The organism is Bacillus sp. JS (assembly GCF_000259365.1).
In the GTDB taxonomy this organism is placed as follows: domain Bacteria; phylum Bacillota; class Bacilli; order Bacillales; family Bacillaceae; genus Bacillus; species Bacillus stercoris.
Map to the genome: position 1 here is coordinate 3955214 of NC_017743.1, position 14434 is coordinate 3969647.

Sequence of the window (14434 nt, forward strand, 5' to 3'; positions counted from 1 at the left end):
TAAGTTCAGTAAATCAAGCCCACAATTGCTGCTGATAAAAAGCTGACAAGCGTAGCACCGTATAATAATTTTAAGCCGAAACGAGCGACGACATTTCCTTGCTTTTCATTCAGTCCTTTTACGGCACCGGCAATGATTCCGATTGAGGAGAAGTTCGCAAATGACACAAGGAATACCGATACGATCGCTGTTGTACGGCCGCTGAAATGGAAACCATTTTGCGTAAGCGACGTCATGGCGACAAATTCATTCGACACCATTTTTGTTGCCATAATGCTTCCCGCATTAACAGCTTCATTCCATGGGATACCCACAAGAAAAGCGAATGGAGCAAACACATATCCAAGAATGCCTTGGAACGAAATACCGAATACTGCATTAAAAATGCCATTGATCAAGGCGATAATCGCGACAAATCCAATCAGCATCGCAGCGACGACAACCGCTACTTTGAAACCGTCAAGGATGTATTCTCCAAGCACTTCGAAGAAGGATTGTTTTTCTTCTTCCTCAACACGAAGCATATCCTCTTCTTTTGCAACCTCGTACGGATTGATAATAGAAGCGATAATGAAACCGCCGAATAAGTTCAAAACAAGCGCTGTTACAACATATTCCGGTTTCAGCATTGTCATATACGCGCCGACAATCGACATAGATACAGTGGACATCGCAGATGCGCAAAGCGTGTACAAGCGCTGCTGATTTAAAAGACCGAGTTCTTTCTTCAAGGAGATAAATACTTCCGACTGACCTAAAATCGCAGAAGCCACTGCGTTATACGATTCCAATCTTCCCATACCGTTTACCTTGCTGAGGGCAAGGCCGATATATCTAATAATAAACGGAAGGACTTTCCACTTTTGCAGAATCCCGATCAGAGCGGAAATAAACACGATCGGCAAGAGAACATTCATAAAGAATGTCGTTTGGTCCGCATTCACCAAGCCGCCAAACACAAAGTTAATTCCCTCTGCCGCGTATTCAAGCAGGTAACCGAATCCTTTTGCAAATCCTCCTACGAGGAAATTCCCTATCCCGGTATTGAGGAGAATGTAGCCAAGGATAAATTGCAAGATGAGCATAACAACAATTGGGCGGATCTTAATTCTTTTTTTGCCGCTGCTCGCGATCCACGCGAGGCCTAAAAACACGATTAAACCGATAATCCCAATCAAATACTTCATATGTGTTTCTCCTTTATTTGTATTCGCTTACAATCACTGTTTCCTCAGAAAACGGAAAGCAGTCTGCCTTCCGTCAGCTTTTTAATAGTTGTCCCCGCTTGATGCATTTTCTCCTTTTACGATGGAAACGCCTGCGCTGGCGCCGATTCGGCTTGCTCCAGCCTCAACCATTGTGTCTACATCTTCTTTCGTTCTGATTCCGCCAGATGCTTTCACGCCGATATCAGGACCTACTGTTTTGCGCATTAAGGCGATATCTTCCTTCGTTGCGCCGCCTGTAGAGAAGCCTGTTGATGTTTTCACGAAGTCCGCTCCCGCAGACACCGCTAAACGGCACGCACGTTCTTTTTCTTCATCGGTCAGAAGGCAAGTTTCGATAATGACTTTGACAAGCGCTTTTCCGGCTGCAGCTTCCACTACACCGCGGATATCCGCTTCCACCACATCGTCTTCCTTGTCTTTTAAAGCGGCAATATTAATGACCATGTCCACTTCAGTGGCGCCTTTTGAAATCGCGTCTTTTGTTTCGAACGCTTTTGTTTCAGTTGTATTGGCACCGAGCGGGAAGCCGATGACCGTACAAACGTCGACTTCAGTTCCCTTAAGCTCTTTCGCAGCAAGCGCCACCCATGTCGGATTGACACATACTGAAGCAAACTTATATGTTTTCGCTTCTTCAATAAGTTTGAGAATTTCCGCTTTTTGTGTATGCGGTTTCAAAGCTGTATGATCAATTATGTTAGCTAATGACATCCTTCGCACACTTCCTTTTTTGTTAAGATATTTTTTAGCATAACCGACTTTTGAACATATGTAAATTGGTAATTGAAATTTTGTTCAGCGAACGGTTTGAACGTGTCACAAATCATTAACAAGCACCCTTGCAGTATGCTGGTCAATGATTAAAACATTGGCATATTTTCCGTTTAATGCTCCGTGAATGGAAGATACTTTTCTGCTTCCGCCGGCCACTAAAATCGAGCGTTCCTTCAGCCTGAGGTCTTCAAGCTCAACACCGATGGTCCGGTCATTGATGGCACTGCTGCAAATATTCCCTTTCGCATCAAAAAAGCGTGAACAAATATCCCCAACGGCCTGTTTTTTCAGCAGGGCTTTCTCTTCTTCGTTAAAATATCCGAGCCGAAACAACAGCGCTTCATCACGGACAGTCCCGACTGTGAAGAGAGCGATATTCGCCTGCTTGCCCATTTCAATGATCCGCTCAATATGACGGTCTTTCTCTACCATTCGCTTCACATCCGCATTATCAAACACGACGGGAAGCGGAAGATAGCGCGGCATCGTTTGAAAAGCCTCCGCAAACAGCTGAATCGTTTCAGCGGAATACGTGTTCACCCGCGAGTGGCTGATACCGCCTTTCAGCTGGACGACCTCGACGCCTTTTATCTGCTTCGGCTGCATGTTTTGCGCGATTTGATACATGGTGGTTCCCCAGCTGACGCCGACAATGTCGCCATCTTTTACCGTTTCATGCATATATTCTGCACCATAGCGGCTTAGGTCATGTGTAATTCCTGCATAATCGGGTGTCGGGGAAAACACAACATGCGCCTCGAGGAGACCATATTTCTCTTCAAGCATGGAACCGAGCGCATCCAAATCTTCAAAAGGGTCCATGACGCGAATCTGGACATACCCTTTTTCCTTTGCATATTGCAGCAGCCGGGAAACGGTTGGCCTTGAAATGTTGAGCTGCTCAGCAATTTGCTGCTGACTGTAGTCAGACTGATAGTAAAGCCTTGCCGCTTCTATGCTTAATTGTTGTTTTTCCCGATCCATTCCGCACCTCCTTGTGGATCAGTCCTGATGAAAACTGCTTTTGATTTGCTTTTATTATACAGGCTGGCGCCAGCTTTCATCCACCTGATTTCTGAGAAACTGAAAAACGCTCTTGGCGCGGACCTGCCCAGAGCTCACCTCTCCCATGACATATGCTGATAAATGCCTTTCATAATGGCATACATTCCATATAAGATCAGGCCTAACGCTAATATAGATAGAATCAATTTGCCATGCGGCTGCTGCGCGAGTTCGGCGAGCGCGCCGTCAAAGCCTCTTGTGTCGTCGGGATCAGCGGTCATGGCTGTTTTGATGAGAAAATAGCCGATAGCCGAGAAAATAATGGCCCGGGCGATATTGCCTGCGCGTCCGGTGTTTTTCGTAATGCATATCATCTGTTTGTTCATTTTTGACGTATCGAATTCTTTCATAAAAGCAGCCCGAACGCCTTTCATAAATTGAACAATCGCAAATACGATAAAACCCGCACCCGTAAGCCCTGTAAGCCATTGGCCGAACGGCTGCGCCAATATGTAAGCTGACCACGTCTGTTCTGAAGTGCCGCCTTTCCCTTGGCCAAACACAAATCGCAAGGCATTCCAAGCGATGGATGCGTAAACGGCGGCACTGAAAAAGTTTCCTATTCTCCGTGACAGGCCGCGCCTGCTGTTCCCGTGGCCCTCCGTGTCCTTGATCGCGCTTAACACCATCCAGATCACATAGCCGATAAGGCCGACACCTATTAAAAAAAGCAATAACGATCCATACGGCATGTGTGATAGCGTTTGGAGCGCTCCGCTCGAGTCTTTCGCGCGGCCTGCCCCGGCAGCCGTCATAAATGCCAAAATCCCAAGCAGAATAAAAACGCCGCCGAATGCAAAATAACCAAGCCTCCCGAATCGTTTGATCCAAGGCTTGGTTTCCTGTTTTATTTTTGACACGTACTGGTCTTTCCCCGCCATGTGTCCAACCCTCTTTCACAGAAATCTTTACTGTAACATTCCCGATTGGACAAAGTTGAAACAGCTTCTGCCTCAGCTGTGGCCGGCTGAGATACGTTTTTGCTGATCAGCTGACTGTGCAGGCATCATCCAAGCAGCCGCCGCGGCAGCTGTGACTCCGCCAGCTACTTTTCCAATGATCATGGCCGCCGCCATTTCTTTTTTCATTCCGGCTACAAAACCGAGATGGCTGCCGAGTACAAAGGCGCCGCTGACCGCAAACGCAACATTGATGACCTTTCCTCTCGGCGTCATATCCTTTAATGAAGCCAGCATCGGGATATGATGCGCCAAAGAGGTCACCAAGCCTGCTGTTGCTGTCTCATCTAAATGAAGGCATTTCCCAAGAGCCTGAAGCGGTTTTTTAAAGGTTTTTGTAATAAAAGCCGTCATCGGAAACGCCCCTGCCAGAGCAATGGCGATGGTCCCTGTCGTTTGTATCCCAGTCTCGACATTCTCCATTCCTGGAATCAGCACAATGCCTGTCAGCGTTTCAACGGAGACAGCCGCAAGCCCGATAATCGCAACCACACTGACCGCTTTCCCGAAGAGATGAAACAACCGAATCATACTGTCGGTATACCGCCATAACCCAAAAGCGATCACAGCAGATAACAGACTTGGGATCAGAAGGTTTTTACCTATCATGCCGATGTCAAAGCCCGCGCATAATCCGCCGGTGAAACAACCGATCGGCACTGTGCACAGCCCGATTAATATGCCTTTCGCAAAATACGGATGGTCCTCTTTTTCGATGATGCCAAGAGCGACGGGAATCGTGAAGACGATTGCCGGTCCCATCATTGTTCCTAAAAACACCCATGAAAACAGCCCGGCCTGCGGATCTTTCGCCATTTCTCCGGCCAGCGCATATCCTCCCATATCAATCGCCAAAATGGTGTTCGCAAAGGAAGAAGGGTCCGCGCCAATCGCTGTGTAAACCGGAGAAACAATGGGAATCAGGATTGCCGCCAGCACGGGCGCCAGTGACACAATACCGATCATGGACAGCGCCAGCGGCCCCATAGCCTTGAAGCCGTCCGCAAACCGCTCGCCAAGCCCCCATTTGTTTCCCAAACAATAATCCGCCGCTCCCCATAGTAAAAAGGCAGCCAAAATGAATACAACCGCGTCATTCACCGTCATGGTTTTCTCCTTTTTCAAACGTATGATTGGTTTTATCATATCATCTGAAATCATCGAATAGAGCTGAATCTTATTCTATATGAGCTAAAAATTCTTTGATATCGGCTTTTTCAACAGCTGTTATAATGCGTCGCGCTTTTTCCTGCGGAACCGTTACTCTCAATTTTTCTTTTATGTCTTCTTCCGACAGCTCATTTCCTGAAGCCCCTTTTGGACAGTCCACACGCGCTTCGCAAATCCGGCCGTCTGATAAATAGGCCCGGACAATCGTGAAACGGCCTTTCGGAACGGCATGTGGAGCCGGCTGAATAGCATTGTCATATACTCGCTGAATTCGCCCCATTGTTGTTTGAATGTTGCTAGGGATCGGCTGGCTGTTGAAATGTTCAACGGTCAGCTCGTGTCCATGCAAAGCAAGAGCAATCACATATTCAACGCTGAAACGGCCTTCCTCTCCAGTTTTCGGAGACCGTTCCGTCAATGCAGCATCTCCGCCTGGCGGAAAAACCACTTCAATCCGCTCGGTATTGGCAGCAGAAATGGCTTCTTCAGAGATAAGCTTTCGTACCGCGTCTGCAGCATGGTGTGCCGCGGAACAAAATGGATAAATTTTAAACCATAGGCCCGGCTTTACGATTCTCCACGGTCCGCCCCAATCGTATAGCAAAGTGTGTTGTGCTTTTTCCAAATCACCGTACAGATTGAAAAAACCAGTTTCTCCATCAAGTGCCGTACGGGACCCGCCAAATTCTGATTGGGCCAGCTTAACGGCCATCAAGCCAGCCTGAGCCGCCAGACCTGCGTGCAGCGGTTTCATTTCTGTTCCAAATTGTACCCTCATCCCAGCAGATTGCGTAGCCGCAAAACCAATCGCTTTTTCCAACTCTTTCTGAGGCAGTCCCTCAGCATAACCTACGGCGCAGGCGGCAGCAATCGCACCAAGCGTTCCCGTATTATGCCAGCCCTTTTCATAGTGGCGGCTGCCAATTGATTCTCCCAGCCGTGCCATCACTTCAACACCAACAACATAAGCGCCAAGAAGCCGCTCGTCATGTCCGCGAGCGGCAGAAGCAATAAGGGCCGGTACGATGACTGCACTGGGGTGTCCTCTTACATCGGAGTGGACATCATCAAAATCCAATGCATGAGCGATAAATCCATTGAGCATCGCGGATTGTAATGGCGCGGCCTTTTTGCCCTGTCCGATAATAGGAACAAGAGGCAGGCCTCCTTCATCCTCTATCAGCCGGAGCAGCTTTTGAATTCCTTTATCTTCTCTTCCTGCGAATGAAGCGGCAGTAAAATCAAGTAATCCCTTTTTTGCTTCGTGAATCGCGTCAACTGAATGCTCAGGTTGTGACGTTCTCACAGCCGCTGCAAGACCTGCTGTCAGCCCTTGTTTGCTCATTTGATGGTCTCCAATACAATAACCGCCAGCTCCGCAAAGTACTGAGAGGCAACCGTAAGGGCTTCTTCATCCAGTGTAAAGGCCGGATGATGCCACTCCTCCGTTCCGTTCGTTCCCATCCAGACAAAAAATCCCGGGATCTTCTCTTGATACAGAGCGAAGTCTTCTCCGCCCGGAGACTGCTCAGCGTGAACGGTTTGGCAGCCAAGCCGTGCCGCAGCTTCGGATGCCGTATTCAAAAAGGTGCCGTCATTCTGAACGGAAGGCAAATAAGGAAACCACTTGAATTCGGCTTGTGCCCCATAGCCCGCTGCAATTCCTTCAGCCACCCGTTTCATATGCTCCGGAACGGCCTGCCTCGCTTCTTTTTGAAAGGTTCGAACCGTTCCCTCCATTTCAGCTTGATCTGGAATCACGTTCCACGACGTGCCCGCCTGTACTCTTGTGATACTGATGACTGCGTTTTGCAGTGAGCTGATGTTGCGGCTGACCACAGATTGCAGGCCGCTGATGATTTGTCCTGCGGCAGCAATTGGATCAATACTGTTATTCGGGATACCGGCGTGACCGCCTTTTCCTTTGATGACGATCTCAAACCGGTCAACACTTGCCATTAACGGACCTTCCTTTACACCAATGGTCCCAACAGGCAGATCCGGCTTATTGTGCATGCCGAAAATGGCAGAAACACCATCAAGCACGCCAGCTTCTATGACCTTTCTTGCTCCCGCGGCAATTTCTTCGGCCGGCTGAAAGATAAAGCGGACGGTACCTTTCAGCTCATCCCGTCTTTGGTTCAGCAAAATGGCTGTGCCAATAATTGAAGCGGTATGAAAATCGTGCCCGCACGCATGCATCGTACCGTCAACCTTAGAAGCAAACGGCAGGTTCGTCTGTTCATGGATCGGGAGCGCGTCAATGTCCGCCCGTATCGCTATCACGGGGCCGTCTTCCCGTCCTTTGATTTCCGCAATCACACCAGTCTCCAATTGAGGAACGTCCAGTATTTCGATCTGCTCCTCCTCAAGCCAGCGGCGGATTTTTTTCGTCGTTTCAATCTCTTGAAATGACAGTTCAGGATGTTCATGAAGATCACGCCGCATATTGATTAAACGGGTATGAAACGTTTTGTCGGCCATTGTTCTTCTCCCCTTCTTATATAATCTCTGCAGGCTCTCCCACCTGCTTGATAAACCGTTTTGTCCGTTCGTTTTGTGGATGGTCAAACAGTTCTTCTGGCGTTCCCTGTTCGATAATATGGCCGTCTGCCATAAAAATCACTTGATCAGCGACCTCTTTTGCAAACGCCATTTCGTGTGTCACGATGATCATCGTTGTTTGTTTTTCCGCAATGGATTTGATGACCTGAAGCACTCCTGCGACGAGCTCAGGGTCAAGCGCTGACGTTGGTTCATCCAGCAAGATCGCATGCGGATTGACCGCAAGCGCCCGAGCGATGCCAATTCGCTGCTGCTGGCCGCCTGACATTGTGATCGGATAGCTGTCAGCCTTATGCTCTAGACCGACTTGTTTCAGAATCTCCATTCCAATGCGTTTTGCTTCGTCGCGTGATTTGTGTTGAGCCACAATTAAAGCTTCTGTAATGTTTTGCAAAGCCGTTTTATTTTTAAACAGATTGTAGTTTTGAAAAACCATGGCCGTTTGCTGGCGAAGCCGGTGTGCTTCTTTGCGTGTAAATTTTTCCGCGTTCAGTTTGGCTTCTCCGATTTCAATGAGGCCTTGATCCGGACGTTCTAATAGATTCAAGCACCGGAGAAGCGTTGATTTTCCGGAACCGGACGGACCGATGATCGCCACCACTTCTCCGCGCTTCACTTCTAGATCGATTCCATCTAGCACGACGAGATCTTTAAACGCTTTGCGAATATTTTTTACTGTTATCAACTGATTTCACCTCTAAGTCCGGTATGGCTTGCTCATGGCGCGTTCAAACAAGTCCTGCAACAAGCTGTAGATAATGGTAAGAACCCAATAGACGATCGCAACCGCCAAGTACGTCTCAAAATATTTGAGGTTTCCTGAAGCGTACATCTTCCCTTGGGCGAACATCTCCATGACCCCTAATGTAAAGGCCAGTGACGTTTCTTTCAGGAGTCCGATAAATGTATTACCCGTTGCCGGAATCGCATTTCGGATCGCTTGCGGCAAAATAATCCGTCTGTATGCCTGAAGTTTTGTCATGCCGACAGACAGACACGCCTCCAGCTGCCCGTCATCAACAGAATTGAGGGCCGCCCGGAATATTTCTGCCAAATAAGCTGCGTTTTTTAAGCTTAACCCGATGATGGCGGCAGTGAGAGCTGTCATTTTGCTCATCTCTGGAAACAGCTGCGGCAGCCCGTAATAGATTAAGAACAGCTGCACCAGTGTCGGCACGCCTCGGAAAAAGGATATATACAGCTTTGACAGCTGATGAAGCACTGGAATTTTGTTCTTTGTAATGAGTGCGAGAATAAGTCCTCCGATAATGGCAAACATCATAGCCGCTATGGCCATCAACAAGGTGATTGGAAGGGCCTGAATTAAAGTCGGGAACGCTGATATCATGAATTCCCAATCAATCGTGTTCATTCTGGTGATTCACCGCCGTTTCTTAATGCTTCTGTTCTACTGTGATATCTTCATTAAAGTATTTTTCAGAGAGTTTTTTCAGTGTTCCGTCTTTACGTAATTCATCAAGCGCCTTATTGACTTTTTTGCGGAGCTTGTCGTGCGCATCGTCTTTGGCAAATGGGAATGCAACCTGTTCGTAAACAATCGGATCTCCGGCAAGCTTTAACGGTAAACCGGTCTTCTTGATTTGCGCGATCAATACAGTTCGGCTGTTAACATAAGCGTCAACACGGCCGTACGCAACATCCTTCAGCGTGCCCTCTTGTGTTTCGTACGTTTTGATATTGATTTTTTTATCAGGATCTTTGCTTTCAAGGTTTTTCGCGTGGTTTGAACCGAGAACGGCCGCGACTGTCTTCCCTTTTAAATCGTCTGCTGATTTGATATCTGTATTGTCTTTTTTGACGACAATCTGTGTTCCCGCATAAGCGTATGGTTTCGTAAAGTTATACGTTTCCTTGCGTTCGTCTGTCACAGCTACCTGGTTCGAAATGGTGTCAAGCTTGCCTGTTTGAAGCTCTCCCATCAGCCCGCTGAATTCAAGAAGCTTCCAGTCCAGTTTCATGTCAATTTTCTTAGCGACCGCTTCCATCACTTCAACGTCAAAACCTGTCAGCTTTCCGTTTTCTTTATAAGCAAATGGGTAACTTTGTCCTGTCGCACCGACATGAAGCACATTGTCATCCTCTTTACTGCTGCTGTTTCCATTGCCGCAAGCGGAGAGCACCGCTAATAATGCAGCAACGACCAGCACAGTCCATTTTTTCATTTTCATTTGATTTTCCCGCCTTTTCTTTTTTTATAGATCATGTCGCAATTGTTTTTTCATATAAACTGTGATATGCCCTTTGCCAAGGTCTTGTTCACCTGCGCGGACATACCCTTTTCGTTCGTACATCTCAATCAGCCACGGATGCTTATCCGCTGTTCCGAGTGAGACAAACGGAACCTTTAACGTATCTCGGAGGATTGTTTCCTCCAGCCATTGAAGCAGCTTTGTTCCGATTCCTTTTTTACCGGTGTCAGGGTCCACAGCGAACCACCAGATATGCGGAACGCCATACGGTCCCGGCTGCTGTCCCCATGGCATTCTTAAGGAGATGGTCGCGATGATCCGCCCGTCTTCTTCCATGACGTAGCAGGCGTTTTTCCGGATATTTTTCAGCACCAAATCCAAATCCGCATGAGCGGCGGCAAAACGAATGCCGAGCTTTCGAATCGGTTCATAAGCCCGCAATGTCAGCTCGAGAAGCTGTTCAGCATCACGTTCAACTGCAAGGCGATATTGTGGCTTCATCTAGCGTTCCTCCTTACTTTGCATAGCGGTTGACCGGCTTTTCCAAACCGAAGTGCTCTCTTAATGTTGTGCCTTCATATTCTTTTCTGAACACGCCGCGCTCCTGTAAAATCGGAACCACTTGATCAACAAACACTTCAATTCCTTCTGGTAGAAGCGGAGGCATGATATTAAACCCGTCACACGCTTCCTTATCCACCCATTCCTGCATCTTGTCAGCGAGCTGCTCCGGCGTGCCGACGAAGATATGGTGTCCTCTGGAGCCTGCAACGTATTTGTAAAGCTCGCGTATCGTCATATTGTCCCGTTCAGCCATTTCCTGAACAAGCTTGAAGCGGCTCTTCACCGCATTGGAAGCTTCTGCGTCAAGCTTCGGCAGCGGCCCGTCAAGCGGATACGCAGACAAATCAATTCCGCCTAAATAATTTTGGAGAATTTGCAGACCGACGGATGGAATAATCAGGTCTTGAAGCTCCTTGTATTTGGCTTTCGCTGCTTCTTCGGTATCAGCAATGATCGGGAAAATACCCGGCATGATGGCGATTTTCTCTGGATCACGTCCGAATTCCGCAGCCTGTTCTTTAATGGATTGATAAAATTCTTGAGCGGATTCCAGGTGGTTTTGCGCTGTGAAGATCACTTCTGCTGTCCTGGCAGCCAGCGCTTTTCCGTCTCCTGATGATCCTGCCTGGATAATGACTGGCTGGCCCTGCGGCGTTCTTGAAACGTTCAGTGGCCCGCGAACCGAGAAATATTCTCCTTTGTGGTTCAGCTCATGCATTTTTTCCTTCTCAAAGAATTCACCTGTTTCTTTATTGCGGATAAAGGCGCCCTCTTCCCATGAATCCCAAAGCCCCTTTACAACCTCGACAAATTCCTCTGCCCGCTTGTAGCGCAAATGGTGTTCAAGGTGTTTTTCACCGCTGAAATTCAGCGCTGTTGATTCAATCGATGAAGTGACGACGTTCCATCCGGCACGGCCGTTGGACAGATGATCCAATGACGCAAACTGTCTGGCAATGTGAAACGGCTCGCTATATGTAGTGGAGGCTGTTGCTGTCAGTCCGATTCTTGATGTGACCTGCGCCAGGGCAGAGAGCAAGGTGAATGGCTCAAACCTTGTTAATACATTTGGATGTGATTTACTGTCAATTGATAGGCTATCTGCTAAAAACAGCATATCCAGCTTGCCCCGCTCCGCTGTTTTCGCAAGCTCTTTAAAATAATCCAAATTCATGCTCGCATCTGAAGGCGCGTCAGGATGCCGCCAAGACGCGACGTGATGGCCTGTGCCTGCTAAAAATACCCCTAATTTGATTTGTTTCTTTTTGCTTGTCATGGCGATACTCCTTTTATCATGTTTTAGGCTGAATAATCCGAAAAATAAACTCCTATATTCCTAGTCGTTTAATATGAATAAATCAAAATGTACCTTTGTCTTGGACGTTTGTCAATGAGTTAAGATCAAATTTTTCTTTTTAAGCTGAAAAGAATCTCGCAGCATCATGGAGCGGCATTTGTGCAACCTGTATCCTTACAAAACAGCCTGATGATGCTGAGACTCGTTTTGATTCAAAGTTTTATATAAATGCATATCTGTACTTCCGACCATACGCGTTTTGCCGCCGCTTTTGCTCTTTGCTAATAAACGCACGTGATCGCCGTCGCAGATCGGTCCACTTTGACTCATTCAGAAGCTGAGACATCGCATAAAAAAATGAGCTGATCCCGGATTCATACCGAAATCAGCTCATTGTATCTTAATTAAGTTCTAGAATACTTTCTTCCGCTTTAGCAGAAAACACTTTAGGCTCAAGGCGGTCTAGGTCTTCATGAAATAAACTTACTTTTTGGATTTGCCGATTGTCGTAGTGGTGAAAGTAGTAGTTTCCCGTGTCGCTGCACATCACAGAAGTGTATTGCGTATAATCAATTTCGTCTTCTTCCGTTATCACAACACCCTTGGGTATCGCCATGTTTGCCAAAAGCTGAAAAGCTGCTGATACACCTTTCGTTTCATCTGCCGCAGGCTCTAGATGTTCTTTCAGAAAACAAGCTCTGACAAACCGTGAAGGCGGTGTATAATCTCCCGGCAGCCCCACTGTACCCGAGCCTTGGCCAAAAGCGGACAGCATCAATCCGCCCAACTCCTTGCTCTCGAATTGTTTCGGCCGTAATCCTATATATTGCCGAAGATTGGCCACATGCCATAAAAAGTCGGGGCTGTTCGTCATGACACCTGGTTGATTGTCATAGATTTTGATGCCGTCTGCTCTCGGTTCGATCGTCAGGCTGCGTCCCGTCCGGTCTGACAATATCCAGTGCAGCGGTAAAACGGTATCCAATAGATCTAATTTCTTCTCCACAATCGTTAAAGAGTGGATCTTTTCTTTTACGTCATCCAAAGACTTACAAACTGATAGCGCCCATGTTACAAATTCATGCGGGGCAATATGAACGCCGTCTCCCCGAAGCGTTTTTTCGTACTCCGCATATCCCATAAAATAAAGCGTCGCACAAGATAAACCGCTTTCATTAACTCCGTCGGCAAATAATATATTTCCAAGTTTTCTCCCCATACCGATAAACGCGTACTGTGTTTGATGCACCTTTCCGTCAGCTTCACTCTTCCAGCTGTAACGGCGCGGATAGAGAATGACCTCCGTCCCCAGCTGAAATGCAAAATCCATTGTTCTCGCTAATAAATGATTCCGGTCAGCAGTTTCCAATGTAAGACTTGTGCACATCTGATTCAGTCCCCTTTCCATTCAGGCTAAAATCATACATTTTGTGAACAACTTGTTTTATCAGCATAACGAAAGACAAAGAGATTCGTCAAAAGATTGACATCACCTTCCAACATAAAGACGAAGAGATTCTTTCAATGTACTATGCTGATGTTTATGGTGAAAGCTTCCTTTTTATTTTTACTAGCCCCTGCTGTATCAGAGCCAATCAGAAAAGTTGCAGTTTCATGATCAATCGCTGATATTATAAGGCAGCAGGAAAAGAAGTTGTAGCGTCCATTCCGCAAAAAGGCCTCATGGCGCTTACAGACCGGCCGGGCACAACATAACAAAAAATCCAGCCTAAAAGGCTGGATTTCATTATTATTTCGCCAAAACAAGCTCGTGAATCGCATGCGCGACACCATGTTCATTATTGGAGCGTGTTTGAAAGTTCGCGGCTTCCAATACTTCTGGGATGGCGTTTGCCATGGCCACCCCGCAGCCCGCCCATTCGATCATTGTCAGGTCATTCCCGTTGTCGCCTATGCTCATGACTTCAGCCTGCTCGATTCCGAGCAGCTGTGCCAGCTGGCGTACAGCATTTCCTTTGCTGGCTTCCGGGTGCAGAATTTCGTAAAAGAACGGCGCGCTTCTGACCATTGTATATTTTTCACTCACGTCTTTTGGAATCGACGTAATGACGCGGCTTAAGTTCTCCGGTTGATCAATAAACATCACTTTCGGGATGAGGATATCTTTAGGCACCTCGTCAATCTTGCGGAAATGAAGCGGCACCTGTGTCACATAGGATTCGTATACGGTAAATTCGCTAATATCCCGGTTAGGCGTATACAAATGAGATGAATCAAAGAAATGCATCGGCGTCTTCAGCTCTAAGCTCAGGTCATATAATGAAGCCAAATCATCATAGCCGAGAGACAGCTCTGAGACCACTTCATTTGTATGCGTATTTTGAACAAGCGCTCCATTATACGCGATGACATAGTCGCCTTCTTCAATTAAATTCAGTTCATCTAAGTATCTCCGCACACCCCCGATAGGCCGGCCGGTGCAAAGCACGATTTTGACACCTTCCGCTTTTGCCGCGTGAAGCGCGTCGCGGACCTCCTCTGTTACTTCATGATGATCATTTAAAAGTGTTCCATCCATATCAATTGCAATGAGTTTGTACATCCTGCATCTCCTTCATGTCGTTTTCAGTCTATAGTCCC

Annotated in this window: 14 protein-coding genes; all 14 read right to left on the reverse strand. The window is 47.3% G+C overall.

All coding sequences use genetic code 11. The features are described from left to right. Nucleotides 1-5: 5 nt before the first annotated feature. On the reverse strand, nt 6-1187 hold the full coding sequence (gene nupC / locus MY9_RS20050) for a nucleoside permease NupC (RefSeq protein ID WP_003244143.1): 1182 nt from the start codon (nt 1185-1187) through the stop codon (nt 6-8). 81 nt (nt 1188-1268) lie between these two features. Then, a complete protein-coding gene (gene deoC, locus MY9_RS20055; protein WP_014665987.1) occupies nt 1269-1940 on the reverse strand; it encodes a deoxyribose-phosphate aldolase in 672 nt (223 codons plus the stop codon). Nucleotides 1941-2045: 105 nt separating this feature from the next. Next, nucleotides 2046-2987, reverse strand: coding sequence for a DNA-binding transcriptional repressor DeoR (deoR, locus tag MY9_RS20060; RefSeq protein WP_014665988.1), 942 nt, complete (start codon nt 2985-2987; stop codon nt 2046-2048). 134 nt (nt 2988-3121) lie between these two features. Further along, nucleotides 3122-3949 (reverse strand): DUF1206 domain-containing protein, encoded by an 828-nt coding sequence (locus MY9_RS20065; RefSeq protein ID WP_014665990.1) that lies wholly within the window; start codon nt 3947-3949, stop codon nt 3122-3124. A gap of 72 nt (nt 3950-4021) precedes the next feature. Continuing rightward, nucleotides 4022-5134 carry an ethanolamine utilization protein EutH gene (eutH, locus tag MY9_RS20070; protein ID WP_014665991.1) on the reverse strand — a complete coding sequence of 371 codons (1113 nt, stop codon included), beginning with the start codon at nt 5132-5134 and terminating at the stop codon, nt 4022-4024. 70 nt (nt 5135-5204) lie between these two features. Beyond that, a complete protein-coding gene (locus MY9_RS20075) occupies nt 5205-6542 on the reverse strand; it encodes an MmgE/PrpD family protein (protein ID WP_014665992.1) in 1338 nt (445 codons plus the stop codon). Further along, on the reverse strand, nt 6539-7681 hold the full coding sequence (gene sndB / locus MY9_RS20080) for an N-acetyl-sulfur-metabolite deacetylase SndB (RefSeq protein ID WP_014665993.1): 1143 nt from the start codon (nt 7679-7681) through the stop codon (nt 6539-6541). Before sndB ends, MY9_RS20075 begins: the two co-directional genes overlap by 4 nt. A 16-nt stretch (nt 7682-7697) precedes the next feature. Next, nucleotides 7698-8447, reverse strand: a complete 750-nt coding sequence (locus MY9_RS20085; RefSeq protein WP_014665994.1) for an amino acid ABC transporter ATP-binding protein — start codon at nt 8445-8447, stop codon at nt 7698-7700. Nucleotides 8448-8459: 12 nt separating this feature from the next. Continuing rightward, nucleotides 8460-9134 carry an amino acid ABC transporter permease gene (locus MY9_RS20090; RefSeq protein ID WP_014665995.1) on the reverse strand — a complete coding sequence of 225 codons (675 nt, stop codon included), beginning with the start codon at nt 9132-9134 and terminating at the stop codon, nt 8460-8462. 22 nt (nt 9135-9156) lie between these two features. Further along, entirely contained in the window at nt 9157-9951 is a 795-nt protein-coding gene (locus tag MY9_RS20095) for an amino acid ABC transporter substrate-binding protein (protein ID WP_014665996.1), read from the reverse strand. 24 nt (nt 9952-9975) lie between these two features. Next, nucleotides 9976-10473 (reverse strand): sulfur-containing aminoacid acetyltransferase SnaB, encoded by a 498-nt coding sequence (snaB, locus tag MY9_RS20100; protein WP_014665997.1) that lies wholly within the window; start codon nt 10471-10473, stop codon nt 9976-9978. A 13-nt stretch (nt 10474-10486) separates the two neighbouring features. Next, entirely contained in the window at nt 10487-11812 is a 1326-nt protein-coding gene (locus tag MY9_RS20105) for an LLM class flavin-dependent oxidoreductase (RefSeq protein WP_014665998.1), read from the reverse strand. A 421-nt stretch (nt 11813-12233) separates the two neighbouring features. Continuing rightward, complete coding sequence (locus MY9_RS20110) at nt 12234-13220, reverse strand: choloylglycine hydrolase family protein (protein WP_014666000.1); 987 nt, start codon at nt 13218-13220, stop codon at nt 12234-12236. 363 nt (nt 13221-13583) lie between these two features. Then, nucleotides 13584-14396 carry a sugar-phosphatase gene (yidA, locus tag MY9_RS20115; protein WP_014666002.1) on the reverse strand — a complete coding sequence of 271 codons (813 nt, stop codon included), beginning with the start codon at nt 14394-14396 and terminating at the stop codon, nt 13584-13586. Nucleotides 14397-14434: the final 38 nt, after the last annotated feature.